Here is a 23,635-nt window from a genome sequence, read left to right as displayed (position 1 = left end):
GTATAAAGGAAAATTCCTTTACGGATTCTCTTGATAAGTGAAAAAGAGTCTGCTATTATTTTATGGTATGAGTAAAAATGAGTTTGGAGGGGTATTAATATGCGTGTACAAGTGACTCTTGCCTGCACTGAGACAGGTGACCGTAACTATATTACGACAAAAAATAAGCGTACAAACCCGGACCGTATGGAATTGAAAAAGTACAGCCCGCGTCTTAAGCGCCACACGCTTCACCGTGAAACGAAGTAACGGCTGAAACGGACCCGGATTTCCCTGCGAGGAAATCCGGGATTTTTTTGTATATGCCTGTTGCTTACCGATGTTATAGATCGTGAAAGGTGTGATGAAGTTGGATAAAAAACGCTTGAGGGCGCATATGAAGGCAAAACGCGAGAGTCTGCCTGCTGAAGACAGAGCAGCATTTGATCGTCAGCTTCAGCATGAACTGTTTTATCAATCCAGCTGGGCAAAAGCAGATTCGATCGGGATAACTGTCTCTGTAGGATCGGAAACAGATACATCGGCAGTTATTACACGTGCCTGGCAGGAAGGTAAGCTTACGGCTGCCCCAGTTGTGGAAAAAGGGAAGATGGTATTTCGCTATTTTTCAGCAATGGAAGAGCTTGTCGCTGCTCCCTTCGGCTTGCTGGAACCCGTTTCGGGAAAATTAGCGGAAAAAGAAGACATCGATATGATCATCGTACCTGGTCTCGCATTCAACACATCAGGCTACCGGCTTGGCTATGGAGGCGGCTATTTTGACAAATATTTGAGTAACTATTCCGGAAGTACGGTATCACTCGTTTATCCATTCCAGTTAATAGATTCCCTTCCGGTTGAAGCTTATGATATAGCAGTCGGAAAGCTGCTCGTTGCAAAGGAGCAGAAAAAATGATCGCTTCTTTGGCTGCCTGCATTGCTGCTGCGGCCGCTTATGCCTGCAGGCTCCTTACCATCACCGGACTAGCTGCAGCGCTTGCTGTAGGGCTGTCTGTCTCGTTACTGGGCTGGAATGGTTTATACCTTCTTGGGTTCTTCTTTATCTCCTCTTATCTGCTGGAACGTATATTTCGTCCAGCTGAAGAGGTGGAGGCGAAGGGGGCAAGGCGTGACGGAACTCAGGTGATCGCAAACGGAGGTGCAGCGGCTCTTGCAGCTATCATATATAGTATCTATCCAAGTGAAGCGGCGCTGACTGCTTTTGCCGCAGCCTTGTCTGCGGCTGCTTCTGATACGTGGGCCTCAGCTGCCGGAAAAAGCGCCCAAGGTCCGGCAGTGCTTATATTTTCGCGAAAACGGGTAGATGCTGGAATATCCGGCGGAATCACAGTGAAAGGAACTAGCTGGGCTTTTGCAGGAGCCATATTGACTGCAGCCGCAGCACAGCTGCTGTTCACAGAGCTCCGGATAGAGCATGCTATCCTTATTGCAGCCGCAGGGTTCACCGGACAGCTGATTGACTCCGCTGCAGGTGAAAAAATGCAGCTGCTGTATAAATGTCCGCAATGCGGCACGTTAACAGAAAAAACAGAGCACTGCCGCAGACAGGCGATGGCAGTTAAAGGAATAAGCGGCATCAATAATGATATGGTAAACTTGATTGCCACCTCTGGAGCTGCCGTACTCGCTGGTATTTATGTCATGTTGTTCACTTAAGGGTGAAGGAATATTGATCTGTCTCTTTTCAAATGAGGAATTATCCGGTATAATTAATTGTGAAGTAATTCACAATATTGAAGGGAGTCATGGTAATGACCATCTCAAAAGGACCTTCCCGCGTTGTCGTAATAGGGACTGGATACGTAGGATCAAGTTATGCATTTTCATTAATTAATCAAAACATCACAGATGAATTAGTGCTGATCGATCTCAACAAAGAGAAAACCGAGGGAGACGTCATGGATTTGAACCACGGCGTGCCGTTTGGAGCGCCAACGAAAGTGTGGGCCGGCACGTATGAAGACTGTAAAGAGGCAGATATAGTTGTCATCACTGCCGGAGCGAATCAGCAGCCGGGAGAAACGAGACTGGATCTGATTGAAAAAAACGCAGCCATCTTTAAATCCATTGTTGACAGCGTCATGGGAGCATCGTTCGACGGATTGTTTCTGATCGCAACAAATCCGGTAGACGTATTGTCTTATGCAGTATGGAAATATTCCGGACTTCCTATGGAACGTGTAATCGGATCTGGTACTATTCTTGATACAGCACGGTTCCGGTTTATGCTGAGTGAGTATTTTGAGCTGGATGTCCGTAATGTTCACGGCTACATTATGGGTGAACATGGTGACACAGCGCTGCCTGTATGGAGTCAGACTCGCATCGGTTCGGAGCATATTGACAGATATATGACTAAATATAAGCCTGAAGGCACGCAGCAAGATCTCGACAACATCTTTGTAAATGTTCGAGATGCTGCTTATCATATCATTGAGCGGAAAGGTGCCACACATTATGCGATTGCTATGGGGCTCGCCCGGCTGACGAAAACAATTCTGCGCAATGAGCATTCCATCTTAACGGTCTCGACGCTTCTGCAAGGCGAATACGGACTGCACGATTTATATATCGGAGTGCCGGCTGTCGTAAGCCGCAAGGGTATTGAGCGGGTTGTGGAAATCGATCTGTCAGAAACAGAAGAAAAGCAGCTCAGGCATTCAGCTGAAGTTCTGAAACAGGCAATGAAGCCGGTTTTTAATGTACAATAACAGGTAGAAGGCGGAGGCTGGATGACACCCCCATCCTGATCGGGTGGGGGTTCCATACGATGTCCGGAAAAAAGATGTCTGTTAGGGAGGGGGCGGCTGAATGATGGATGCATTACAGGCGGAAATTCAATTTTGGGAGCTTGCTGATCATCTTTCCGGGAGGGAAGGTCTGAACATTGTGCACGTGAATGAAGACGGCCCGATCGTCTGGATGGAGGATGACAGAAAGAAACCGGGATCAGTCATTCGTTTGCAGCTTAAAAGCTATGATTGGAGCAGGCAGCTCCGAAACGATATCAATCGAACCTATGAATCAGCAAAGACAGTCCGCAAAAGACTGAAGATGCGGTCTGCCAACGTTATTAATCTGATCCTTGCCCCATTTACACCTGTGGACAGCTATGAAGAGGATGTATCGAAGCCGCTCCCATTAACAGCAGGCGGGAAAAATCAGATGAGAACCATTCTGATCGCATCTCCCGAACTGGAAGAAAAACTGTTCCCGCTAGCAGTGGAGTGGAAGCTTGAGCATATGCCGGATTTCTCGGGCGCAGGAACTGCGCCGGATGATGATATGTACGTAAGACAGCTGAAACACCGGGTAAAACAACGGTATGAGAAACGACAGAACGAAGTAAAAGAAGTTTTTTTCTTTGGTAAGCCAAGGCTCACGTTTTTTCTTTTGGCATCGATTGCAGCCGTTTTTTTGTGGATGGAGATGGAAGGGTCTTCCATGAGTACAATGACGCTGATTGAGTTTGGAGCGAAGTTTGATCCGCTTATTCTGGAAGGGGAATGGTGGCGGTTTTTCTCGGCAATGTTTCTGCATATCGGGATGCTTCATTTATTTATGAACTCACTGGCTTTATTTTATCTCGGCACAGCTGTTGAACGAATTTTTGGAACGGCCAGATTTGCCTGGATTTATTTCGCAGCCGGTCTTGCTGGTTCACTGTCCAGCTTCGTGTTCAATGATAACATCTCAGCAGGAGCCAGCGGCGCGATCTTTGGTTTGTTTGGTGCTTTACTCTATTTTGGCGTCAGAAATAAAAAGCTTTTTTTCAGAACGTTTGGAACGAGCATTCTCGTTATTTTAGTCATTAATATTGTTTTCGGATTCAGCGTACCGATGATCGACAACGGAGCACATCTTGGCGGTCTGGCCGGAGGTTTTCTGGCTGCATCCGCCGCAGGTCTTCCGAACCGGAATGGCGGATGGCTCAGGCCTGCGGGACTTATTACAATGGCCGCAGCCGGAGGGATTTTAGTCGCTGTCGGCTACGGACAGGAAGTTGACGGCAGCCAGCTGCAGGCGGTGTATTATGAGCTGGGAAGAGAATCTGTCGAGGCAGAGGAGTATGAACAGGCAGAGAACTATTTAACGACTGCTCTGTCCTTTGATCCGCCGGAAAACGGTCAGATTCCTGCGGATGTACTTCTCCCGAATGCTTATTTCCTGCTGGCATATGCACAAATTCAGGAAGAGCAATACGATCAGGCGGAAGAAAATCTGGAGCAGGCTGTCGAACTCCGTGATGATTTTCACGAAGCATATTACAACCTGGCACTGCTACAATATGAGCGAGGTGACTATGATCGGGCTCTCCAGTCTATTGACCGGGCTATTGAAGTAAATAATGATGAAGACTATCTGGATTTACGGGATCAAATTACCGGTTCGTCCGGAGTTTGATTCCGCCTTTGTGTCTGAACCGGGCTGCTGCCCAGCACCTACACTTCTGCTTCCTCCATGTCTCTCTCAAATATATCGTCTTCAATATATATATAGCTCTTCTGCACCGGCTTATAATCAGATGTGAGCACGATCCCTAAAGGTGTAAAATGAAAGTCGTTATGAACCGTGAATGGAACCTTCAGTCTGCCAGCCTCTTTAACGTAGTTGCTGTAAGACGTATAAGGTAAATTGCCGTTGATGAGCAGTCTGATGTCTGAATGACGCTTTATTAAGTCAATCGCTTCCTCATACATACCTGCTTTATATACTTGCCCGTTTGTTAAAGCAAGGTACACCCGCTCTGCGAACGTGCCGAGGAACAAATGTTTCTCTTCCGGACGCAGCTCCGGCTTTCCGTATATACCTTCTTTCACGATCTGGGTTAGTTTGGAATCTTTCATGATAATGCCCTCCAATTTGTGAAGTACTGAACAAACTAATCATACCATGCTGTACAACAATATTCAACGTCCTTTTAGACGAATCCTGCCGTGAACGTAAAGGCGGAATCTGATATAATGACACTGGTCAGGAGGGGTGAACGTTGACGTATGCGGAACTGCTCTCCCATCTTCGCACATACCATATGATCGTTTATACCGGGGACGCCAGCGCAGATCTTGACATGATCGCTGATGAGCTGAAAGAGCAATACCAGTTAGGCATTATTGATGCTGATTTTTACGGGGATGCACTGCATGCAATACAGGAGAAACGAAGCCGTCTGCCGTCAGTTAAAACTGACGGGAAAACGTCCCGGTAATACGAAACGCACGTACATTTATTTTGGGCAAGGAAGAGGGGAAAAAGAATGGGAAAGGCACAATCATTAGTAGCAGGTATAGATGTAGGAGGAACAACTGTAAAGATTGCGTTAATTGATACAGAAGGCACGATTCAGCTGAAGTGGGAGATTCCTACAAACCAGAAGAATCAAGGCGCCTATATTATGCAGGAAACAGCAGCATCGATTCAGGCTGTGCTGAAACAGGAAAGCTTGTCTATCCATGCAGCAGGAGTAGGTGCACCAGGTTTTATAGATGTTGAGAACGGGATCATTTCAGAAGCAGTCAATGTCGGCTGGAAAGATTATTATCTTAAACAGGAACTTGAAGCGCTGCTTCATGTTCCGGTAGTAGTAGACAATGATGCCAATCTTGCAGCTGGAGGAGAAAAATGGAAAGGCTCCGGTGCAGGCGCTTCTAATCTTCTGGCTGTGACGCTCGGCACGGGTGTGGGCGGAGGTATTATTGCAGGCGGAGAAATCATCCATGGTGAATTCGGTATGGCCGGTGAAATTGGTCACATTCAGTCTGTGAGAGAAAACGGGGCCCGCTGTAACTGTGGGAAATATGGCTGTCTTGAAACGGTCTCTTCAGCAACTGGTATTGCTAGACTCGGGCTCGAGAAAGTTCAGACCGAGCGTCGCGGCTATCTGCAGGACCGCTTATCCGAACAAGGAACGATTTCTGCCAAGGACGTTCTGGACGGAGCGCGAGCTGGTGATCCTGATGCAGAAAGTGTTTTTGAAGAAGCTGTGGAGCATTTAGGCTTTGCGCTGGCCAACCTCTGTAATTCACTGAACCCGGAAGTAATTGTAATCGGCGGAGGCGTTTCAAAAGGCGGAGCTTTTCTTACAGATGCGATTACCCGTCACTTTAAGCGATTTGCTATACCGGTGATCGGAGAGAAAACAAAAATCAATCTCGCCGTTCTCGGAAATGATGCAGGGGTGATTGGTGCAGCATGGCTTGCCTCTAAAACCTTCCCGGAAGGAGCCAGACAGCTTTATGAAAGGTAATAAAACTGTGATTTTTCTTCCGCTTGCTGTAATGGCAATGCTGTTTGTATTTGGCTATATATCAATGAGCGGCACAGGCGGATTTACAAACACAGATCTGGAAGATAATCTGGAGCTGTCTATGCAGCCCGAGGCGCCTCTGCAGCTGTCGTGGCAGTGGGGCAGTTTTCCTGAAGACGGCATAGCCGGTCATGATTATGTGGAAATCATTTCTGACAGTGAGCCTGAATCAGCAGCGCTTGAACTTACGCACGGTGATGAAACGCTTTATGAAAGCAGCTCGTGGTTTGAAACTGAGGATGGTTTTGCAGTTGCTTTTCCAACTTACACAGATGGGGAACAAATCATCGGGGCGCTCGGCCAAGTGGAGTTTGGCGGAATGGATCCGGATGTAGTTGAGGAAATAAGGTATCATCATACGTGGGCAGATGCAGAATTAGAGGAAGACTCCCCTGATTTGGAAACGGAGCTGTCGGATATGCTGCCGGCTAACTCCTGGACAAAGCAGATATCCGCGGAGGAACTGTGAGAATTTCAGGGCTCTCCCATGCCAATGGCATATTCTTCATTGGACCGACCCAAATCGCTGAAGTGGACGGTTCTGTTATAAAAAAACCAGTTAAAAAATCAACTTGGTGGCAGTTGAGGCTTCTTATTAAAGCGTGGCGAAGCCTTTCTATTCCGGTTCAGCTGGCTGTTGCTTTTCCTACAGGAGCTTTGCTTGGCGCAGCAGTGTGGTACCAGGAGTGGTTCTGGCTTCATGCTGCTTTGCTTTATCTCGCTTCGTTTCATTTCTGGTTTCCGGTTCAGCTTAAACGCTATCATGGAGCAGAGCACATGGCTTTTACGATTCGCAGGCAAAAGCTCGAAAAAGAGAGCTGGATGGAGGCGGATATACGAAATGCAGGCTGCTCAACCGCTGCAGCCGTTACAGGCTGCTTCTTTCTGATGGGGATGCTTCCTTTTCACGGCTTTGATTTTCATGGAGTAATTATTACTGCTGCTGCTCTTTCCGCAGCTTTCATAACCGAAGTCCTGCGCCGGCGTTTTCCAGAGCGCCTCGCCCTGATCACCCGGCTCTCAGGCCGGCTTCAGCAGGCATGTACGACGGCGATGCCGGATCGGCTGATGGTCAGCCTGGCCGTACGAAGTCTTGAGGAGTTGATAAAACATGAAAAAACACCGGTCAGCGTCAAAACCCGCTAACCGGTGTCTGTCGTACAGTCAGGCAACGACTCCGCCGCCGCCTGTAAAAATAACTGCAAAAAGTGTACGGACGGAGAACCATCCAAATACGGCTACTGAAACAAAGGCAAATCCAGCTCCAAACACATTTTTGCGCTTCATCTCTTTAATCATGCCAAATAACGATAAAATAGTAACACCAAGAGTTATGAGTCCAAGAAACATGCATGTAACCTCCTTCTCGCAAGCTGACAATAAATATGTAGCAGCCTGAAAAATACGAAACTGCTTCCATGTTTTATTTTACTTTTTTTATGCAGATTTGTCGAGAGAAGTCTTGCATTTCCATTGGACGTAAAGGAAAATGTGACAATACATTGACATTATTGGAGGGATTGACATGCAGATCGAACAACTTCCGCTCGGAGCGCTGCAGACAAACTGCTATATAATCTATAAAGATAACAGTGCGCTCGTAGTGGATCCGGGCGGTAATTTTGACCTGTTAAACAACAGAATTCATGAACTCGGCGTAACGGTCCAGGCCATTTTGCTGACACACGCCCACTTTGATCATATTGGTGCTTTGCAGGAAGCGGCAAATACGTGGAAATGTCCGGTTTATCTTCACGAAGCTGAAAAAGAGTGGCTTGCTGATCCGGATAAAAACGGGTCTTCTAAATTTCCGGGTGTCGTACACGTAACTGCTGAAGATGCAGACGTTCTATGGTCAAACACGGGAGAAAAGAAGATCGGGGATTTTATGTTTGTACTCATGCACACGCCGGGCCATTCACCCGGGAGCGTAACGTATTATTTCCCGCAGCTTCAGACAGCGGTGTCAGGTGATGTTTTGTTTAAAGGTGGAGTTGGCAGAACGGATTTGTATGAAGGAGATCATGATCTTCTCATGGAAACCATTCACGAGACGATGCTCTCATTGCCTGAAGATACGAAGGTTCTAAGCGGCCACGGGCCGGAAACGGTGATTGGAGTAGAGATGGACACGAACCCATTTATTAATGGATTCGGCTGGTAGGATGAGCCAATTAAAAACCACCCGGCATAAACCGGGTGGTTGCTCGTTAATGTCCGACGCTTGGTACCATGATAAATGTCGTGTAATAAGTAAATCCGACGAAAAAGACCGTTAAGTATGCTCCGAAAATATAAATATAGGCCCGTTCAGACAGGTTAAGATAGCTCAGCGCGATAAACACTGCCGTTTGAGCAAAAAATAAAATAGCAGCTTCCAGCATGTCCCCGACCAGAAATAAAACAGCAAAAATTCCGGTCCAGAAACCGAGAACCCGAAACATGCGCTCCATGCTTTTCCCCTCCTTTTATGTAGTAGCTTCAAATAGGTATGAACGAAAGTAAGTTCACCTTATTATAAATCTTTCGTATACGGTTTGTAAACTGATGTCATGAAAACGTTTGTGAACATTACGTTGCATCTGTACGGAAAAACATGTTTATTTTTCCGGAATAGAAGGAATTAGACAAATTATGTAGAACAAACTTACATACGTACTTTTAAAGGAGGATGTTAGAGATGAGTAAAATGGACACAAAAGACTTTATAATAGGAGCACTTGCTGGTGCCGTCGTAGGTGCTGCTGCAGCCATGCTGTATGCTCCTAAGTCAGGACGCGAGCTTCGCACGGATATCAATGAGAAAGCGTCCAGCGTGGCAGACCGCACGTCGGAGTGGACGAACACGGCGAAAGAAAAGAGTGCCGAGTATTCTCAAACTGCCAAACAGAAGTCTGATGAGTGGACTAGCGCTGCGAAAGAGCAGTTTGAACGGGTAGCTGAAAAAGCTTCCGGAGTAAAAGATAAAGCATCTGATATGGGCGAAGAGCTAGCCGAAGATGTAAAAAGTATCATGGAAACAGAAAAGACTGAAGGCAAGAAGCTTGCGGAGCAGGTTGTTCAGGAAATTGAAGAAACAAAACAACGCCTCCGCAGTGATGTGGAAGCCCTTAAAACAGAAGAAAAGAACAAGCAGTAATATAGAGGCCGCTTCCGGTTCAAGCCGGAAGCGGCTTTTTTCAGATTTCTTTGTATAAATTTCAAATTAAAAGCAGGAATTCCCAATTAAACGTCGAATATATGTTCTATAACCTAATAAAGGATGGTGGTTTATGGAAGCACCAACAGCACTAAAAAGCCTGCTGACCGATGCCGTTAAGCTGAAAGCCTCTGACATTCATCTTATTCCGGCAGAAGAAGGCCTGCGGATCAGGTATCGTGTTGACGGGGTTCTTCTTGATGTGAAACAGATCCCTTTTAGTTCGGGAAGAAAGCTCGTCTCTCATATGAAGTTTATCGCCGGTATGGATATCGGTGAAAGGCGTCGTCCGCAGAACAAAAGAATGGAAGTAAAGCTTCAGGGACACACCATTTATGTCAGGTTGTCTACTTTTCCTTCCGCCCTGCTTGAAACGCTTGTATTGCGTATTTATCCGGTTGAATCATCAGCCGGGCTGCTTAACCTGACGCTGTTCCCCAGTCAGGCAGCCTCCCTTCAGAAACTCATCCATTGCCCGCACGGACTCATTCTTATATGCGGTCCCACCGGTTCCGGAAAGACTACTACACTATACTCCCTTCTGAAAGACAGAATGACATTTGCAACAGAAAATATTATGACGCTGGAAGACCCTGTTGAACGTAAAGAAACAGGTCTGCTTCAAATGGAGATAAATGAAAAAGCGGGTGTCACTTATGCCGCCGGCCTACGCAGCCTGCTTCGGCACGATCCCGATCTGATTGTTATTGGAGAAATCAGAGATGAAGAAACAGCAGCAGTTGCCGTTAAAGCAGCCATGAGCGGGCATCTCGTGTTATCCAGTCTGCACTGCAGTTCTGCAGCTGCTGCTGTCAGGAGAATGCTGGATTTAGGCGTAGATCGGACAGATTTACAGGAGGTGCTGCATGGAACAGTCTCTCAGAGGCTTGCAGATCTGGCATGTCCTTATTGTGAAAATTCCTGTTCGATCCATTGCAGAAGCAGAAGAAAAGTCAGGCGAAAAGCTGTATTCGAAATCCTAATGGAACAAGAACTCCAGGATGCGTTTCAGCAGCTTGAATCAGGAATTCCCGCAACAGTGCCCAGGCTGGATATGCAAAGACTCTTAATAAAAGGGACCGCTCTCGGTTATATTCCAAATGACGTCTGGAAGCAAAGACGTAAGGGTTCAGTTCATTGAGAAATCGCAGAGGGTTTAAAAACGATTTGGAACGCGGGAGGCTGCTTCTTGGCATTTCTGATCTGCTGAAGGATGGTTACATGCTGACTGATGCGATTGGTTTATACGGATCGTTTCTCAGTGGAAGAGCACAGGAGTGGCTTGAAGCAGCAGAAGAACAGCTGCATGATGGCGAACTGTTCAGTGATCAGCTTTCCGCAGCTGGTTTTACAGGAGAAATTGTCAGCTACCTGAAGATGATGGAACTTCACGGTTCTTTTCAACAGGGCTTGGAGAACAGCGGACGTCTGCTGGTGAAACGTGCAGAAATGCATAAGGAGCTGCGGAATGTGCTCTATTATCCCATCGTTCTGATGGCAGCTGTTGCTGTCTTGGGGATCGTGTTAATGGAGGGAATCCTGCCTCAATTTGAACAGTTTTTTGATTCAATGGGCAGTGAACTGCCTGTCTATACTAAACTGCTGCTGTTTCTGATTAATTGGATACGTATTCCGTTTATCATCGTTATTACAGCCGTACTGCTGCTGACAGGAATCTGGTTTCAGCGACTGCCCGTGAGCAGAAAGATCCAGCTTCTATTAAGAGTTCCAGGTTTGCGTACATATGTGAAACAGTTACTGACGTATTTTCTTTGTGCCCAGACAGGGCCTCTGCTTCAGGGAGGGATGTCGCTGCATGAAGCACTTACAACGCTTGAAGCGGATGCTGAAATCCGTTTTTTTCAGGGTGAAGCTGCTTCGTTAAAAGAAGGATTAACGAGCGGACTGCCTATGACCGAATTGATAGGCGAAAGAATGTATTATATGCCCCAGCTTGCAAACGTCTGGTCGTTCGGTGAATCAAGAGGAAAGCTTGGTGAAGAGCTTGAAGCCTTTGCTAAATATATGATGCAGCAGATTCAAATGCAGACAGGAAGCATGATACGGCTTATACAGCCGGCTGTATTTATTGTCGTAGGTGCTGTTGTGATGATTTTATTTTTATCGATGATGATGCCTGTGTTCTCCATTATGGAATCATTTTAAAAGGGAGGAAATGTGAAATGAAAAAACGATTGTCGGAAAAAGGATTTACGTTAATAGAAGTAATGGTCGTGCTCGTCATTATTTCCATTTTATTGCTTGTTTTTATACCGAATCTGACTAAAAATCAAGGTGTGGCTAACAGCAAAAGCTGTGAAGCAGTTCTCGAATTAACGGAAGCTCAAATTCTGGCCTACAAAGCCGACACCGGCAGTCTTCCGAGTTCAATTGCTGATCTGACGGGTGATTATATAGATTCTGATACGTGTCCGGATGGTTCTTCCATTACGATCGATGGCTACCGCGCCAGTGTTTCTTCAAATTAACCGGCGGGGATTCAGTTTAATGGAGACGATGGCGGGACTTGCTTTAATTTCCGTTTTCGTTTCCATCGGTGTGTTGACAGTTGAACACACGGTTTTTCAGCTTAACAAGGAGCGCGTTATACACGAATTACGAACAGATCTGCTCAAGGCTCAGCACCATGCTGTTTATACCGGTAAAGAAGTGAACGTCAGGTTCTCGCCGGACGGCGCTTACCAGATCAGGTCTTCATCAGGGATACTTGCGGAAAAGAATCATCAAGGTGTTTCTTTTCAACGCTTGACGCTCGGACTTCACGAGGTGGCCTTTTTACCAAATGGGAATATACGAAAATTCGGGCAGCTGAGAATGGAGATAGACGGTGACGGATACCGGATTGTGTTCATGATTGGAGGCGGGAGATTTTATGTGGAAGCAGTCTGAGAGAGGATACATCATGCTGGAGGTCTCCCTTGCGCTGCTGATTCTTTCAGGGGCAGCGCTCGTCTGTGCTGCTGTAATAGCGGCTTATGAAACGGAAAGAGATATTCGTCATCTGGAAAAGGCGGCGGCTGAGTATTTGACTGAAAAAAGTCTGTTTGATGTTCAATCGAGAGGAATCGCTTATGTGGAAGGGGTGAACCTGGTCATTGAGCAACAAGAGGCTCATCCTTTTACAGAAGTCTGCCTGCAAGGAGGAGACTCGGGACGTGAAATACGTGTCTGCAAATATTATTACAAGTGAGAAAAAAAACAAAGGCGGCATCATGATTCAGGTTCTGGCCGGATTCACAGTGCTTATGGTTATAATCCTGCTTTTTACGTCAGGTTATACGGTGGTGAAGAAAACGATGACAGAAGAGCAGGGGTTCCATCCATATGAGTTTGCAGTTTTTACCGCGCAGCTTGAAATAGAAGTGAAGCAGGCGGATTCAATTTCCGTATCATCCACTGGTGACAGGCTCGTGCTCATATCAGCAGGATCGGTGATTTCATACGAGCCTTATGGCACAGGAATCCGGAGACGGGTCAATTACAGCGGCCATCAGATGATGCTTCAGCAGGCGTCACATGTGACGTTCTCATCCGGAGAGCAAGCTGTTGCCGTTGAAGCCGAGGGAGCCGGGAGAACGTTTCGGGCAGCCATGTTATTTCCGTCCGGTCTCCTTCGCGGGTATCATCAATCTGAGCAAACACCGGAGCTGAAAGAACGTATCACATCAGAGTATTGCCAGCCCGGCAGAAATGACACAGAATCTCATAACTGCCAGGTTGCCGAAGCTGCGTATGAACGTGAATAATCAGCAAGGGTTTGCCTTGCTCTACGCAATGATGTTGCTGCTGCTGATGAGTACCAGTGCGCTGCTGATTGTTTCAGATTTGAATAACCTGCACCAGCTTCACGAGCAGGAGATGAACAGAAAACAGACTGGAATGCTTCAGCAGACAGCGATGGAATTTCTGATTAGATCCGATTTTCGCGGCTACTTGGAATGGGAGCATGATCAGGAGCGCATTCTGGTGTGGCATGAGCCCATTGATGAAACCACGATATATGTTACGGTCACCTCCGGCTCCTATACAAGGGAAGCTGAATTTGTCTATAATGAAGAAAGTCGTCAGATTTCAGCCTGGAAGGAGCGCGTTTGGAGCCATGACTAAAAATGAAACGGTCTATTTAACAGGATTTATGGGAGCCGGAAAAACAACGTCCGGCAAGCTGCTTGCGGAGAAATTAAACATCTCGTTTAAAGATCTGGATGTTCTGATTCAGGAGCAGACCGGAAAAACGATTCCTGATATATTCGCTGAAGAAGGTGAGAAAGGCTTTCGGGAGCGCGAGTATGAAGCTCTTAAGATGGTGTCAGGATCGGAAGCTGTAGTCGCAACTGGGGGAGGGATTGTAGAGACCCCGGAGGCGAGGGATCTCCTTTCGAAAAGCTGCTGCTTTTATTTAAGCGTGCCTTTCGAAGAATTGTTTGAACGAATCGAAGGGGATGAAACACGACCGATCGCTCTGCTTGAAAAGCCGAAGCTTCAGAAAAGGTATGAGAAACGGCTGCCGTTTTATGAATCGTGCGGAAAAACGATTGATTGTGCATCGCTCACACCCGACCAGCTCAGCGAGGAACTTGTGAAAATACTTCAGGATGCACGTTCGTCGTGCGGAAAGTAAAAGTGCTCGTTTCAAAAAGGAATGACTTGCCTGAAAAAAGAAAATAGTGGTACGATAAAGACGCAGGAACGACACGTGAGTAAAGAAATAATGCGAATGACAGCAAGGGGAGAGAACGGAAACTCCGTCGCCGAAGGAGCAAGCGAATAATCGTGAATCTCTCAGGCAAAGCAGACTCTTGCTGGACGCATCTCTGGAAAGACCCGCGCAGGAATGGGTCACCGATGGGGAAACTTTCTACGGAGCCTCATGCTGCCGAGGAAAGGTAAACTCTCAGGTCAACAGGACAGAGGCGTACAGATGCTGAGGCATCCGTATGCACTCTGTCCTTTTTTCGTTCTTTGCTGTAAGCCTATACATACTAAAATTCAGATCAGGGGTGGAAATCATGGGTAAACGTACACCGCTTTATGAGCGTTATGCAGTTTACGGCGCTAAAACGATTGATTTTGGAGGCTGGGATCTTCCTGTTCAGTTCAGCTCTATAAAAGAGGAACACGAAGCTGTAAGATCAAAAGTCGGTTTATTTGATGTTTCGCATATGGGTGAAATCCGCGTCACCGGGAAAGGCACCATGGATTTTCTGCAGAAAGTTCTCACGAACAATGTAGAAAAAGCGGCTGATGGCCAGTGTCAATACACAGCTATGTGTTATGAGGACGGAGGAACAGTAGACGATCTCGTAATATACCGCTTCAGCAGTGAAAATGTTCTGCTTGTTGTAAACGCAGCGAATATCGAAAAGGATGAAGAGTGGCTGCGAAAGCACGCGGACGACCGGGTGACGATTACAAATGAGTCTGCTGAAACTGCTCAGCTTGCCCTTCAGGGACCAATGGCACAGGAGCTGCTGCAAAAACTCAGCGACACAGATCTATCGGAAATATCCTTTTTCCGGTTCCGGGAAGTTCGTATTGACGGCATAAATGCCGTTGTATCCAGAACAGGTTATACAGGAGAGGACGGCTTTGAGATTTATCTTCATAAGAATGAGGCAGCCGGTCTCTGGGATAAGCTGATTGAAGAAGGAGCGGCGCCGATCGGACTTGGAGCAAGAGACACATTACGCTTCGAAGCAAAGCTTGCTCTTTACGGACAGGAACTATCTGCAGATATCACCCCAATCGAAGCAGGTATAGGATTTGCAGTAAATGCGGACAAACCGGCTGATTTTCTCGGGAAAGAAACACTGCAGAAACAAAAAGCAGACGGTCCGCCGAGAAAGCTTGTCGGTATTGAAATGATCGATAAAGGCATACCTCGTCACGGCTATCAGGTCTTTGGAAACGAAGAGGAAATTGGTTTTATTACAAGCGGCACACAATCTCCGACTCTCGGCAAAAATGTTGGATTGGCCTTGCTTTCAGCGGACTGGACCGAGATAGGTACAGAAGTTGTAGTACAGGTCAGAAAGAAAAGGCTTCAAGCTGTTGTTGTCGAAACCCCTTTTTACAAAAGATCCAAAGGAGGAAACTAACATGAGCAGTCACCGTTATCTGCCGTCAACGGAACAAGATCAGCAGGCAATGATGGAAACGATTGGAATTGATTCTCTGGAAGAGCTGTTTGCAGATGTCCCTGAGGAGGTTCGTTTCCAAGAAACGTTAAACGTACCGAAAGCATTGAAAGAAACGGCGTTAATTAAAGAGATGCAGCGACTCGCTGAAAAGAATACGAATGTAAAGGATGTTCCGTCCTTCCTGGGAGCAGGCGTATACGAGCACTACATCCCTTCTGTCGTAAACCACATGCTGCTTCGATCTGAATTTTTCACGGCTTATACTCCGTATCAGCCTGAAATTTCTCAAGGCGAACTGCAGGGAATTTTTGAGTTTCAAACGATGATCGCTGAGCTTACCGGCATGGATCTCGCAAACTCTTCTATGTATGACGGTCCTACGGCTCTCGCTGAAGCGGCAATGATGAGCTGCGGAGTAACAAAGAAAAAGCAAATTCTTGTATCAGAGGCGGTTCACCCTGAAGCGGTGGAAGTGCTTCGGACAAATGCTAAAGGACAAAACCTGGAAGTAACCGTCATTGAAGCCACTGATGGGCAGACCAGCCTGGATGCTCTGAAAAACAGTTATTCAGATGAAACTGCCTGCGTGATTGTGCAGTACCCAAACTTTTTCGGTCAAATTGAAGACTTGGAGGAAATTGAAAAAATTGCACACAGTAAAAAAGCGCATTTTATTGTTTCTTCCAATCCGTTAAGCCTTGGCATGCTGCAGCCGCCAGGTGAATTTGGAGCAGATGTTGTCGTCGGAGACGCACAGCCCTTTGGGATTCCCACTCAGTTAGGCGGACCGCACTGTGGTTATTTTGCTGTCACAAAAAAGCTGATGCGAAAAGTACCTGGGAGACTTGTCGGAGAAACAGTTGATGAAGACGGCCGACGCGGATTTGTGCTGACATTACAGGCACGGGAGCAGCATATCCGCCGAGATAAGGCTACGAGTAATATTTGTTCCAACCAGGCGCTTAATGCACTGGCAGCGTCTGTTGCCATGAGTGCGATCGGAAAATACGGACTTCAGGAAATGGCGTCTCAGAACATGCAAAAGGCCCTTTACACGAAAAAGCGACTTCAGGAAGCTGGTTTTGAACTGGTTCATGACGGCCCGTTCTTTAACGAATTCGTCATTAATCTGCCGAAACCTTGTGAACAGGTCAATGAATCACTTTTTGATAAAGGCATCATCGGCGGTTTGGATCTTGGCAGATTTTATGAAGGACGCGATCACCACATGCTGATTGCAGTCACGGAGCTTCGCACCAAGGAAGAAATTGAAGCGCTCGTAGAAGGACTGGAGGGGTTAAAATGAGAACGGATGAACAAGCACTCATTTTCGAGCTGAGCAGAGAAGGTCGCATTGGTCATAGTCTCCCGGAGCTTGATATCGATCCGGTTGATGAACAGGAGCTACTGCCGTCTAAGTATCGCAGACAAGAACCGGCAGAGCTGCCGCAGGTATCCGAACTGCAGCTCGTCAGACATTATACTGCTCTATCACGCCGTAACCACGGGGTTGACTCCGGATTTTATCCGCTCGGATCGTGTACGATGAAATACAACCCGAAAATCAATGAAGATGTGGCGAGATATCCAGGCTTCGCTCATCTGCATCCGTATCAGCCGGAATCCCAGCTTCAGGGAGCTCTTGAGCTTATGTATGAGCTCCAGCAGTCTCTCGAAGCTGTTACAGGAATGGACCAGGTAACGCTCCAGCCTGCAGCCGGAGCGCACGGTGAGTGGACCGGTTTAATGCTGATCCGTGCATTTCATGAAGCAAATGGGGATTACGGCCGCACTAAAGTAATCGTTCCTGATTCCGCGCACGGCACGAATCCTGCTTCTGCGGTAGTAGCAGGCTTTGATGCTGTGACGGTCCGCTCTAACGATGAAGGTCTTGTTGACCTTGAGCATTTAAGAGAGCTTGCTGGTGAGGATACTGCAGCTCTTATGCTGACCAACCCAAATACGCTCGGCCTGTTTGAGCGGGATATTGTTGAAATGGCTTCCATTATTCATGAAGCGGGCGGGAAGCTGTATTATGATGGTGCGAACTCCAACGCGATTCTCGGAATGACCCGTCCTGGAGACATGGGCTTTGATGTAGTGCATTTGAACTTGCATAAAACATTCACTACCCCTCATGGAGGCGGCGGTCCCGGTTCCGGTCCGGTCGGCGTAAAACAGGACCTCGTTCCGTATCTGCCCGCTCCAATCGTTGCAAAAGATGGCGAAAGCTACCGCTTCGCCTGGGAGTTTCCGGATTCCATCGGCCGTGTTAAACCGTATTATGGGAACTTCGGTATTAATGTTCGAGCCTACACGTATATCAGAACGATGGGGCCGGAAGGATTAAGGCAAGTTTCCCGGCAGGCTGTACTCAACGCAAACTATATGCTTCGCAGGCTTCAGCCGTACTTTGATACCCCTTACGAGCAGCACTGTAAGCATGAGTTTGTTCTTTCTGGTAAAAGACAGAAAAAGCTTGGTGTCCGGACGCTGGATATCGCAAAGCGTCTGCTCGATTTCGGATATCATCCGCCAACTATCTACTTCCCGATTAACGTCGAGGAGTGTCTTATGATCGAACCGACAGAGACAGAATCGAAGGAAACGCTGGATGAATTTTGTGATGCGATGATTCAGATCGCAAAAGAAGCCGAGACAAACCCTGAAATAGTTCAGGAAGCCCCGCACACGACTGTTGTAAGCCGCCTGGATGAAACACAGGCTGCCCGAAAGCCGGTGCTTCGCTGGGAAGCAAAAGAAGAAGCAACTGTCTGATTGCAGACGATGAAAGGCCTTCCGGTTATCTTTCCGGAAGGCCTTTCATGTCGAATCCATCATGATTTTTCTATTAATGTATAATGACATTGTTTTCTGAGAAGAAGGATTATCTTCAAATATCCCTTCCTTATGCAGCGACAGCAATAACTATTCTGCAAGCTTCTCTTATCAAACAGCACGAAAACGGCCTTCCGGATAAACTTCCGGAAGGCCGTTTGTGAGCACGAAGCTATTTTTTCACTTTACCTGTCCATTTTTTGAAGCCGCCTTTAAGCATATTTAAGTCTTCAGCATCTCTTTTTTTGCGAAGAATTTTAGCAGCTTGCACGGATCTGGAACCGTTCTGACAATATAAATAAACGGGCTTATCCGGGCGTATCTCCGAGTTGCGCATACGCATCTGGGACAACGGAATATTTCGTGCGCCAAGGATATGCCCGGTTTTAAATTCCCGTTCTTCACGAACATCAATCAGCTGTGCTTTTCGATAGTTTTTCGTAAATTCCTCCTGCGTTAAAACCGATAAATAAGATGGTTTTTTCATCCGGAAAATGAGAAAAACAATCAGCAGAACGGTTACTGCAATCAGTATCCATATTTCCATTTCGACACCCCTTTACATGACGTTTACCATACTAAATAATAAACGTTATCAGGCCTTTGTGCAATGTTTCTCTTTCTGCTTTGTTCTCCGCGTCGTTTTTCTGTATGATAGAGTGGTTGGGAGGTTGCTCGTATGGAACAGTGGTACTACATAAATTCAGGTGCGGCAGGGCCTGCCTATAATATGGCGCTTGACGAGAAGCTGATGGACTGGCACAGGGAAGGACATATCCCTCCGGTTATCCGTTTTTACGAATGGGATCCTGCGTCACTTTCTCTCGGATATTTTCAGCGCGTGGACCGGGATATTGATACAGAGGCTGTTAAGCACCATGGAGCAGGCCTTGTAAGAAGGCCGACCGGCGGCAGGGCGGTTTTACATGAAGATGAGCTGACTTACAGCATCATAGTAAAAGAAGATCATCCAGGCATACCTGCGGGCATCACAGAAGCCTACAGAGTTTTATCAGGAGGATTGCTTTTAGGGTTTAAAAATATGGGACTGGAAGCAGGGTTTTCCATCCCGCGAACGGAAGAGGAAAAGGCAGATCTTAAATCGCCTCGTTCTGCCGTCTGTTTTGATGCTCCTTCCTGGTATGAGATGGTCGTAAACGGCCGGAAAATAGCTGGAAGTGCGCAAACGAGACAGAAGGGTGTTATTTTGCAGCACGGTTCGATTATCCGCAGTTTTGATGAAGAAAAATTGTTTGATATGTTTTTATTTAAAAGCGAGAAAATCCGTCGTCGAATGCAGGCCGGTTTCCGGAGCAAAGCAACGCCGATGGAAGAGCTGATGGATCACGTTCCTTCAGCGGCTGAAATGAGAGCCGCATTCGTGCGCGGGTTTGAAGAAGATCTTAATATCCAGCTGACCGAGTGGAAACTCAGCATGGCCCAGGAAGATCAAGTGAGAAAACTGGCTGCAGACAAATATGCCGCGGATGAGTGGAATTACAAATACTAGTATATAACTATTTTTTCAGGGTAAACCCGTGTCCTTAGCGGCACCCCCGAACGACGCATGTTAATTTCATAACTTTTACGTTTACAAGCTGATGCCCAGGGTATAGAATAGCAATATATCCTATATATAGTTGTTTGTTTCACTCCGGACACTATATATAGCGTCGTGTTTACGTAATTTTATAAGGAGCCTTGCCGGGCTTCCTTTCTTTTTGCCCGGACAAAGACTCTCTTCATTCACAAAAGAACGAGAAGGAGCGAGGCCAGTGACTACGTATATGTCAGAAAAACGAATCGATCTCGATCAGCTGAATAAGGACATTGAGCAGTTTCCGCAAGTATTTCCCGTGACACCAGATATGCACCGGCAGCAAAGCGGAGTTTCCAGACTGGTGATGCTGGATCGATACACGTTTAAAGATACAGAAAAGATCACGTTAAAAGAGGGAGACTTTGTCGTACTGACTGTTAAAAACGATCCGAAATTCCCTGCACGCGGATATGGTTTTGTTACCAGTATCGACTGGGAAGCTGGTACTGCTAAAATTGCGGTGGAAGAAGAATTTCTCGGAGTGCTGGACTCTCCTGAAGAAAAAAAGACAGGTATCGTCGAACGAGCCCTTGCTACAATCGACAAACCGCTTGAGCTTTACTACGAGCAGATTGCCAAACGGAATGCCCGCGGCCTTGCATCGGTTGAACAGACCGAGGAAAAGCGCAGCGAGTGGTTCGAAAAATTTTACAAGCAGCTGGTGAACATGAACTTTGTTCCCGCCGGCAGAGTGCTCTACGGGGCAGGCTCAGAAACCGACGTCACCTATTTTAACTGCTACGTGATGCCATTTGTTGCTGACTCTAGAGAAGGTATTTCCGATCATCGCAAGCAGGTAATGGAAATTATGAGCCGAGGCGGCGGAGTCGGTACGAACGGTTCTACGCTTCGCCCGAGAAATGCTCTTGCCAGAGGAGTTAACGGAAAGTCTTCAGGATCTGTCTCCTGGCTTGATGATATCGCTAAGCTGACGCATCTCGTTGAGCAGGGAGGTTCCAGACGCGGTGCTCAGATGATCATGCTGTCAGACTGGCATCCTGATATTCTGGAATTTATAATCTCTAAAATGCAAAATCCACGGATACTCCGCTATCTGCTTGAACAGACAGAAGACGATCAGATCGCTTCTCTCATAAAAGACAAACTGAAATTCACGCCATTTACAGAGCTCGAAGAAGCGATGTACCAAAGTATTATTAATTACAAGCACATTGAAGGTCAGGGAGGATTCGATCCGAAGGTAATCCGTGACGCCGAACAAAAGCTACGGGACGGCGGAACGTATCAGGTGAACAATGCCGAATTTCTGACTGGCGCAAACATATCAGTCTGTATCACAAAAGAGTTTATGGAAGCTGTCGAACAGGATGCCGACTATCAGCTCCGCTTCCCGGATGTAGAAAATTACTCCGAAGCTGAAATGCAGGCTTACAACCGCGAATGGCAGGAATACGGTGACGTCCGTGAGTGGGAGAAGCTAGGATTTGGAGTACGCACTTATCGCACTATTAAGGCAAAAGAGCTTTGGAATCTGATCAACATTTGTGCGACTTATTCTGCAGAGCCCGGCATTTTCTTCATCGATAATGCGAATGAAATGACAAATGCGAGCGCTTATGGTCAGAAAGTTGTTGCAACGAACCCTTGCGGTGAACAGCCGCTTGCACCATATTCTGTATGTAACCTCGCTGCAGTGAACCTTGCTGAAATGGCCGATACAGAGAGGAAAACAGTAGATTACGATAAACTTGCAGAAACAGTTGCTACCGGTGTCCGGATGCAGGACAACGTTATCGATGCAACACCTTATTTCCTGGAAGACAACACGAAGCAGGCACTAGGCGAACGCCGGGTCGGTCTTGGTGTGATGGGCCTTCATGATCTGCTGATTAAAACGGAGACACGATACGGCTCTGAAGAAGGAAACGTACTCGTGGATAAAATATTTGAAACAATTGCGGTAACGGCTTACCGTACTTCGATTAAGCTTGCAGAGGAAAAAGGCAGCTTCCCTTATCTGGAAGCTGCCGGTGCAGAAGAAACGAGCTATCTTCGCACCAGATTTACGGAAACCGGCTATATGAGAAAAATGCCGGAGGATGTGTTGGAAGGTATTCGTCAGCACGGTATTCGCAACTCTCACCTGCTTACGGTCGCACCAACTGGATCTACAGGTACAATGGTCGGTGTTTCAACCGGACTTGAACCATACTTTTCCTTCTCATATTTCCGCAGCGGAAGACTAGGTAAATTCATTGAAGTGAAGGCAGAGATTTTACAAAAGTATCTTGAGGAGCACCCGGAGCAAGATCCGGAAAAGCTTCCTGAGTGGTTTGTTTCTTCAATGGAGCTTTCTCCGGAAGAACATGCAGATGTGCAGTGTGTCATTCAAAAGTGGGTAGACAGCTCTCTAAGTAAAACAGTGAACGCTCCGAAAGGATATACTGTTGATCAGGTAAAATCTGTTTATGAGCGTCTGTATAAAGGCGGAGCCAAGGGCGGCACGGTTTACGTCGACGGAAGCCGTGATTCTCAGGTTCTGACGCTGAAGGCAGAAGAAAACGATAACTACGCGGTCGATCTTACTGGTGGAGAACAGCAAAACGAAACGAAGCAGCCGGTTGTGCTTGTCGAGACGATCACCGATGTGCGCTCCACATCCGTGAATTACGGCAGTGAAGTAGGCGACACATGTCCGGTGTGCAGACAGGGAACAGTAGAAGATATCGGAGGCTGCAATACGTGCACCAACTGCAGTGCCCAGTTGAAGTGCGGCCTTTAAATCGACTGATAAGAGAGGACTGCAGAGCTCGTCAATCGAGTCCTGCAGTCCTTTTATGGTTACATAATTTCGGAAAAAAACCTGTCAAATAAGTATTGAAAAAGGAACGAAAGAAGTAAAGCGTACTACCAGCGGAAAGTCTTGTTCCTGTAGATATGAATAACCGAAAGCTAAGAAAGGATAGAAATAGACTGTCGCATATGCTAAAATGTGACATGCACACTGAATGCAAGCTGTCTGGAGGATCGTACATGCCTACACCCAGTATGGAAGATTACTTAGAACGAATTTATCAATTAATCGATGAGAAAGGCTACGCCAGAGTATCTGATATAGCAGATGCACTGGAGGTCCACCCGTCATCTGTCACTAAAATGGTTCAAAAGCTTGATGGCGAGGATTATTTAGTCTATGAGAAATATAGAGGGCTCGTCCTGACAGCCAAAGGAAAAAAGATTGGGAAAAGACTCGTTTACCGTCATGAGCTGCTGGAAGAATTTATGCGTATCATCGGCGTTGATGAGAAGCGAATTTACAGCGATGTGGAGGGTATAGAGCACCATCTGAGCTGGGAAGCGATTGACCGGATTGGTGATCTCGTAACATACTTTGAAGAAGACGAGATACGCGTAAAGGAGCTCAAAGCGACGCAGCGTAAGCAGGACCCTGAAGCGGATGAAGGGGAGCAGCAATGATGACGTGCTGCCCGGAAAACATAGAACAAAAAGAACGCCAGCTCCGGTCGACCGGAGCTGGCGTTCTTTAGTAGATAACCAAATCGTTCACC

29 protein-coding genes and 1 riboswitch are annotated in these 23,635 nt (G+C 46.9%); of the genes, 25 read left to right on the top strand and 4 right to left on the bottom strand.

From position 1 onward, the window contains the following. The first annotated feature begins 99 nt into the window (after positions 1-99). The 5 genes from rpmG to HCN83_RS08810 all read left to right on the top strand — a co-directional run bounded on the left by rpmG (position 100) and on the right by HCN83_RS08810 (position 4,404). Positions 100-249, top strand: coding sequence for a 50S ribosomal protein L33 (gene rpmG / locus HCN83_RS08830; RefSeq protein WP_168006422.1), 150 nt, complete (start codon positions 100-102; stop codon positions 247-249). 94 nt (positions 250-343) lie between these two features. Then, positions 344-895 (top strand): 5-formyltetrahydrofolate cyclo-ligase, encoded by a 552-nt coding sequence (locus tag HCN83_RS08825; RefSeq protein ID WP_281351714.1) that lies wholly within the window; start codon positions 344-346, stop codon positions 893-895. Further along, the gene (locus HCN83_RS08820) at positions 892-1,656 is read left to right on the top strand and encodes a DUF92 domain-containing protein (protein ID WP_168006420.1); all 765 of its coding nucleotides are present in this window, start codon (positions 892-894) and stop codon (positions 1,654-1,656) included. The genes HCN83_RS08825 and HCN83_RS08820 overlap by 4 nt, the downstream gene beginning before the upstream one ends. Positions 1,657-1,751: 95 nt before the next feature. Further along, complete coding sequence (locus HCN83_RS08815) at positions 1,752-2,711, top strand: L-lactate dehydrogenase (protein ID WP_168006419.1); 960 nt, start codon at positions 1,752-1,754, stop codon at positions 2,709-2,711. Between the two features lie 100 nt (positions 2,712-2,811). Then, complete coding sequence (locus HCN83_RS08810) at positions 2,812-4,404, top strand: rhomboid family intramembrane serine protease (RefSeq protein ID WP_168006418.1); 1,593 nt, start codon at positions 2,812-2,814, stop codon at positions 4,402-4,404. A 38-nt stretch (positions 4,405-4,442) separates the two neighbouring features. Here HCN83_RS08810 and HCN83_RS08805 read toward each other — a convergent pair whose 3' ends face one another. Continuing rightward, a complete protein-coding gene (locus HCN83_RS08805; protein ID WP_168006416.1) occupies positions 4,443-4,847 on the bottom strand; it encodes a YueI family protein in 405 nt (134 codons plus the stop codon). Between the two features lie 143 nt (positions 4,848-4,990). Between HCN83_RS08805 and HCN83_RS08800 the strand changes: the two genes are divergently transcribed. The 4 genes from HCN83_RS08800 to HCN83_RS18750 are packed head-to-tail and all read left to right on the top strand — an operon-like array spanning position 4,991 to position 7,453. Further along, a complete protein-coding gene (locus HCN83_RS08800; protein WP_168006414.1) occupies positions 4,991-5,209 on the top strand; it encodes a YqgQ family protein in 219 nt (72 codons plus the stop codon). Between the two features lie 48 nt (positions 5,210-5,257). After that, positions 5,258-6,247: an ROK family glucokinase gene (locus HCN83_RS08795; RefSeq protein WP_168006412.1), complete on the top strand. Its 990-nt coding sequence runs from the start codon at positions 5,258-5,260 to the stop codon at positions 6,245-6,247. After that, entirely contained in the window at positions 6,237-6,776 is a 540-nt protein-coding gene (locus HCN83_RS08790) for a hypothetical protein (RefSeq protein ID WP_168006410.1), read from the top strand. Before HCN83_RS08795 ends, HCN83_RS08790 begins: the two co-directional genes overlap by 11 nt. Next, positions 6,773-7,453, top strand: coding sequence for a DUF1385 domain-containing protein (locus HCN83_RS18750; protein ID WP_168006408.1), 681 nt, complete (start codon positions 6,773-6,775; stop codon positions 7,451-7,453). The genes HCN83_RS08790 and HCN83_RS18750 overlap by 4 nt, the downstream gene beginning before the upstream one ends. A gap of 18 nt (positions 7,454-7,471) precedes the next feature. Here the strand turns inward: HCN83_RS18750 and HCN83_RS08780 are convergent, their stop codons facing one another. Continuing rightward, entirely contained in the window at positions 7,472-7,657 is a 186-nt protein-coding gene (locus HCN83_RS08780) for a DUF2759 domain-containing protein (protein ID WP_168006406.1), read from the bottom strand. A 175-nt stretch (positions 7,658-7,832) separates the two neighbouring features. On the opposite strand from HCN83_RS08780, the gene HCN83_RS08775 reads away from it, so the two are divergent. Beyond that, positions 7,833-8,471 carry an MBL fold metallo-hydrolase gene (locus tag HCN83_RS08775; protein ID WP_168006404.1) on the top strand — a complete coding sequence of 213 codons (639 nt, stop codon included), beginning with the start codon at positions 7,833-7,835 and terminating at the stop codon, positions 8,469-8,471. Positions 8,472-8,517: 46 nt separating this feature from the next. Here the strand turns inward: HCN83_RS08775 and HCN83_RS08770 are convergent, their stop codons facing one another. Beyond that, positions 8,518-8,760 carry a DUF2626 domain-containing protein gene (locus HCN83_RS08770; protein ID WP_168006401.1) on the bottom strand — a complete coding sequence of 81 codons (243 nt, stop codon included), beginning with the start codon at positions 8,758-8,760 and terminating at the stop codon, positions 8,518-8,520. 227 nt (positions 8,761-8,987) lie between these two features. Here HCN83_RS08770 and HCN83_RS08765 point away from each other — a divergent pair, with 227 nt between their 5' ends. The 12 genes from HCN83_RS08765 to gcvPB all read left to right on the top strand — a co-directional run bounded on the left by HCN83_RS08765 (position 8,988) and on the right by gcvPB (position 18,445). Then, positions 8,988-9,446, top strand: coding sequence for a YtxH domain-containing protein (locus tag HCN83_RS08765; protein WP_168006399.1), 459 nt, complete (start codon positions 8,988-8,990; stop codon positions 9,444-9,446). A gap of 133 nt (positions 9,447-9,579) precedes the next feature. After that, the gene (comGA, locus tag HCN83_RS08760; protein ID WP_168006397.1) at positions 9,580-10,647 is read left to right on the top strand and encodes a competence type IV pilus ATPase ComGA; all 1,068 of its coding nucleotides are present in this window, start codon (positions 9,580-9,582) and stop codon (positions 10,645-10,647) included. Further along, positions 10,644-11,672, top strand: coding sequence for a competence type IV pilus assembly protein ComGB (gene comGB, locus HCN83_RS08755; protein ID WP_168006395.1), 1,029 nt, complete (start codon positions 10,644-10,646; stop codon positions 11,670-11,672). The genes comGA and comGB overlap by 4 nt, the downstream gene beginning before the upstream one ends. Before the next feature lie 17 nt (positions 11,673-11,689). Continuing rightward, positions 11,690-11,995 carry a competence type IV pilus major pilin ComGC gene (gene comGC, locus HCN83_RS08750; RefSeq protein ID WP_168006393.1) on the top strand — a complete coding sequence of 102 codons (306 nt, stop codon included), beginning with the start codon at positions 11,690-11,692 and terminating at the stop codon, positions 11,993-11,995. Then, complete coding sequence (locus HCN83_RS08745) at positions 11,943-12,416, top strand: prepilin-type N-terminal cleavage/methylation domain-containing protein (RefSeq protein ID WP_425483606.1); 474 nt, start codon at positions 11,943-11,945, stop codon at positions 12,414-12,416. The genes comGC and HCN83_RS08745 overlap by 53 nt, the downstream gene beginning before the upstream one ends. Beyond that, positions 12,400-12,717 carry a hypothetical protein gene (locus HCN83_RS08740; RefSeq protein WP_168006391.1) on the top strand — a complete coding sequence of 106 codons (318 nt, stop codon included), beginning with the start codon at positions 12,400-12,402 and terminating at the stop codon, positions 12,715-12,717. The genes HCN83_RS08745 and HCN83_RS08740 overlap by 17 nt, the downstream gene beginning before the upstream one ends. Beyond that, positions 12,683-13,273, top strand: a complete 591-nt coding sequence (locus HCN83_RS08735; protein ID WP_168006390.1) for a competence type IV pilus minor pilin ComGF — start codon at positions 12,683-12,685, stop codon at positions 13,271-13,273. The genes HCN83_RS08740 and HCN83_RS08735 overlap by 35 nt, the downstream gene beginning before the upstream one ends. Continuing rightward, on the top strand, positions 13,260-13,634 hold the full coding sequence (locus HCN83_RS08730) for a hypothetical protein (protein ID WP_168006389.1): 375 nt from the start codon (positions 13,260-13,262) through the stop codon (positions 13,632-13,634). Before HCN83_RS08735 ends, HCN83_RS08730 begins: the two co-directional genes overlap by 14 nt. After that, the gene (locus HCN83_RS08725) at positions 13,627-14,148 is read left to right on the top strand and encodes a shikimate kinase (protein WP_168006388.1); all 522 of its coding nucleotides are present in this window, start codon (positions 13,627-13,629) and stop codon (positions 14,146-14,148) included. Before HCN83_RS08730 ends, HCN83_RS08725 begins: the two co-directional genes overlap by 8 nt. A gap of 96 nt (positions 14,149-14,244) precedes the next feature. Then, a riboswitch (glycine riboswitch) is annotated at positions 14,245-14,336 on the top strand. A gap of 200 nt (positions 14,337-14,536) precedes the next feature. After that, positions 14,537-15,625, top strand: a complete 1,089-nt coding sequence (gcvT, locus tag HCN83_RS08720; RefSeq protein ID WP_168006387.1) for a glycine cleavage system aminomethyltransferase GcvT — start codon at positions 14,537-14,539, stop codon at positions 15,623-15,625. A gap of 1 nt (position 15,626) precedes the next feature. Continuing rightward, positions 15,627-16,973 carry an aminomethyl-transferring glycine dehydrogenase subunit GcvPA gene (gene gcvPA, locus HCN83_RS08715; protein ID WP_168006386.1) on the top strand — a complete coding sequence of 449 codons (1,347 nt, stop codon included), beginning with the start codon at positions 15,627-15,629 and terminating at the stop codon, positions 16,971-16,973. Continuing rightward, a complete protein-coding gene (gene gcvPB / locus HCN83_RS08710; protein ID WP_168006385.1) occupies positions 16,970-18,445 on the top strand; it encodes an aminomethyl-transferring glycine dehydrogenase subunit GcvPB in 1,476 nt (491 codons plus the stop codon). Before gcvPA ends, gcvPB begins: the two co-directional genes overlap by 4 nt. Positions 18,446-18,677: 232 nt before the next feature. Here gcvPB and HCN83_RS08705 read toward each other — a convergent pair whose 3' ends face one another. Beyond that, on the bottom strand, positions 18,678-19,052 hold the full coding sequence (locus tag HCN83_RS08705; RefSeq protein WP_168006383.1) for a rhodanese-like domain-containing protein: 375 nt from the start codon (positions 19,050-19,052) through the stop codon (positions 18,678-18,680). Between the two features lie 132 nt (positions 19,053-19,184). Here HCN83_RS08705 and HCN83_RS08700 point away from each other — a divergent pair, with 132 nt between their 5' ends. From HCN83_RS08700 to mntR, 3 genes are all read left to right on the top strand, one after another. Further along, positions 19,185-20,015 (top strand): lipoate--protein ligase family protein, encoded by an 831-nt coding sequence (locus tag HCN83_RS08700; protein ID WP_168006381.1) that lies wholly within the window; start codon positions 19,185-19,187, stop codon positions 20,013-20,015. A gap of 277 nt (positions 20,016-20,292) precedes the next feature. Further along, positions 20,293-22,848 carry a vitamin B12-dependent ribonucleotide reductase gene (locus HCN83_RS08695; RefSeq protein WP_205774562.1) on the top strand — a complete coding sequence of 852 codons (2,556 nt, stop codon included), beginning with the start codon at positions 20,293-20,295 and terminating at the stop codon, positions 22,846-22,848. A 251-nt stretch (positions 22,849-23,099) separates the two neighbouring features. Further along, the gene (mntR, locus tag HCN83_RS08690) at positions 23,100-23,543 is read left to right on the top strand and encodes a transcriptional regulator MntR (RefSeq protein WP_168006378.1); all 444 of its coding nucleotides are present in this window, start codon (positions 23,100-23,102) and stop codon (positions 23,541-23,543) included. Positions 23,544-23,635: the final 92 nt, after the last annotated feature.

Source organism: Alkalicoccus luteus (assembly GCF_012034335.1).
GTDB classification, from domain to species: Bacteria; Bacillota; Bacilli; order Bacillales; family Salisediminibacteriaceae; genus Alkalicoccus; species Alkalicoccus luteus_A.
The sequence above is the reverse complement of the archived record's forward strand: the minus strand, read 5'-3'. Positions and strand labels throughout refer to the sequence as shown.

Bases quoted from the DNA above. Each gene is read 5' to 3' on its own strand.
- HCN83_RS08825 (WP_281351714.1), top strand. From the start codon at position 344: ATGAAGTTGGATAAAAAACGCTTGAGGGCGCATATGAAGGCAAAACGC.
- HCN83_RS08780 (WP_168006406.1), bottom strand. From the start codon at position 7,657: ATGTTTCTTGGACTCATAACTCTTGGTGTTACTATTTTATCGTTATTT.
- HCN83_RS08705 (WP_168006383.1), bottom strand. From the start codon at position 19,052: ATGGAAATATGGATACTGATTGCAGTAACCGTTCTGCTGATTGTTTTT.
- gcvPA (WP_168006386.1), top strand. From the start codon at position 15,627: ATGAGCAGTCACCGTTATCTGCCGTCAACGGAACAAGATCAGCAGGCA.
- comGA (WP_168006397.1), top strand. From the start codon at position 9,580: ATGGAAGCACCAACAGCACTAAAAAGCCTGCTGACCGATGCCGTTAAG.
- HCN83_RS08795 (WP_168006412.1), top strand. From the start codon at position 5,258: ATGGGAAAGGCACAATCATTAGTAGCAGGTATAGATGTAGGAGGAACA.
- HCN83_RS08745 (WP_425483606.1), top strand. From the start codon at position 11,943: ATGGTTCTTCCATTACGATCGATGGCTACCGCGCCAGTGTTTCTTCAA.
- rpmG (WP_168006422.1), top strand. From the start codon at position 100: ATGCGTGTACAAGTGACTCTTGCCTGCACTGAGACAGGTGACCGTAAC.
- HCN83_RS08740 (WP_168006391.1), top strand. From the start codon at position 12,400: ATGTGGAAGCAGTCTGAGAGAGGATACATCATGCTGGAGGTCTCCCTT.
- HCN83_RS08695 (WP_205774562.1), top strand. From the start codon at position 20,293: ATGTCAGAAAAACGAATCGATCTCGATCAGCTGAATAAGGACATTGAG.
- HCN83_RS08820 (WP_168006420.1), top strand. From the start codon at position 892: ATGATCGCTTCTTTGGCTGCCTGCATTGCTGCTGCGGCCGCTTATGCC.
- comGC (WP_168006393.1), top strand. From the start codon at position 11,690: ATGAAAAAACGATTGTCGGAAAAAGGATTTACGTTAATAGAAGTAATG.
- HCN83_RS08815 (WP_168006419.1), top strand. From the start codon at position 1,752: ATGACCATCTCAAAAGGACCTTCCCGCGTTGTCGTAATAGGGACTGGA.
- HCN83_RS08805 (WP_168006416.1), bottom strand. From the start codon at position 4,847: ATGAAAGATTCCAAACTAACCCAGATCGTGAAAGAAGGTATATACGGA.
- HCN83_RS08700 (WP_168006381.1), top strand. From the start codon at position 19,185: ATGGAACAGTGGTACTACATAAATTCAGGTGCGGCAGGGCCTGCCTAT.
- gcvPB (WP_168006385.1), top strand. From the start codon at position 16,970: ATGAGAACGGATGAACAAGCACTCATTTTCGAGCTGAGCAGAGAAGGT.
- HCN83_RS08810 (WP_168006418.1), top strand. From the start codon at position 2,812: ATGATGGATGCATTACAGGCGGAAATTCAATTTTGGGAGCTTGCTGAT.
- HCN83_RS08725 (WP_168006388.1), top strand. From the start codon at position 13,627: ATGACTAAAAATGAAACGGTCTATTTAACAGGATTTATGGGAGCCGGA.
- HCN83_RS08770 (WP_168006401.1), bottom strand. From the start codon at position 8,760: ATGGAGCGCATGTTTCGGGTTCTCGGTTTCTGGACCGGAATTTTTGCT.
- HCN83_RS08730 (WP_168006389.1), top strand. From the start codon at position 13,260: ATGAACGTGAATAATCAGCAAGGGTTTGCCTTGCTCTACGCAATGATG.
- HCN83_RS08765 (WP_168006399.1), top strand. From the start codon at position 8,988: ATGAGTAAAATGGACACAAAAGACTTTATAATAGGAGCACTTGCTGGT.
- HCN83_RS08790 (WP_168006410.1), top strand. From the start codon at position 6,237: ATGAAAGGTAATAAAACTGTGATTTTTCTTCCGCTTGCTGTAATGGCA.
- HCN83_RS08775 (WP_168006404.1), top strand. From the start codon at position 7,833: ATGCAGATCGAACAACTTCCGCTCGGAGCGCTGCAGACAAACTGCTAT.
- gcvT (WP_168006387.1), top strand. From the start codon at position 14,537: ATGGGTAAACGTACACCGCTTTATGAGCGTTATGCAGTTTACGGCGCT.
- mntR (WP_168006378.1), top strand. From the start codon at position 23,100: ATGCCTACACCCAGTATGGAAGATTACTTAGAACGAATTTATCAATTA.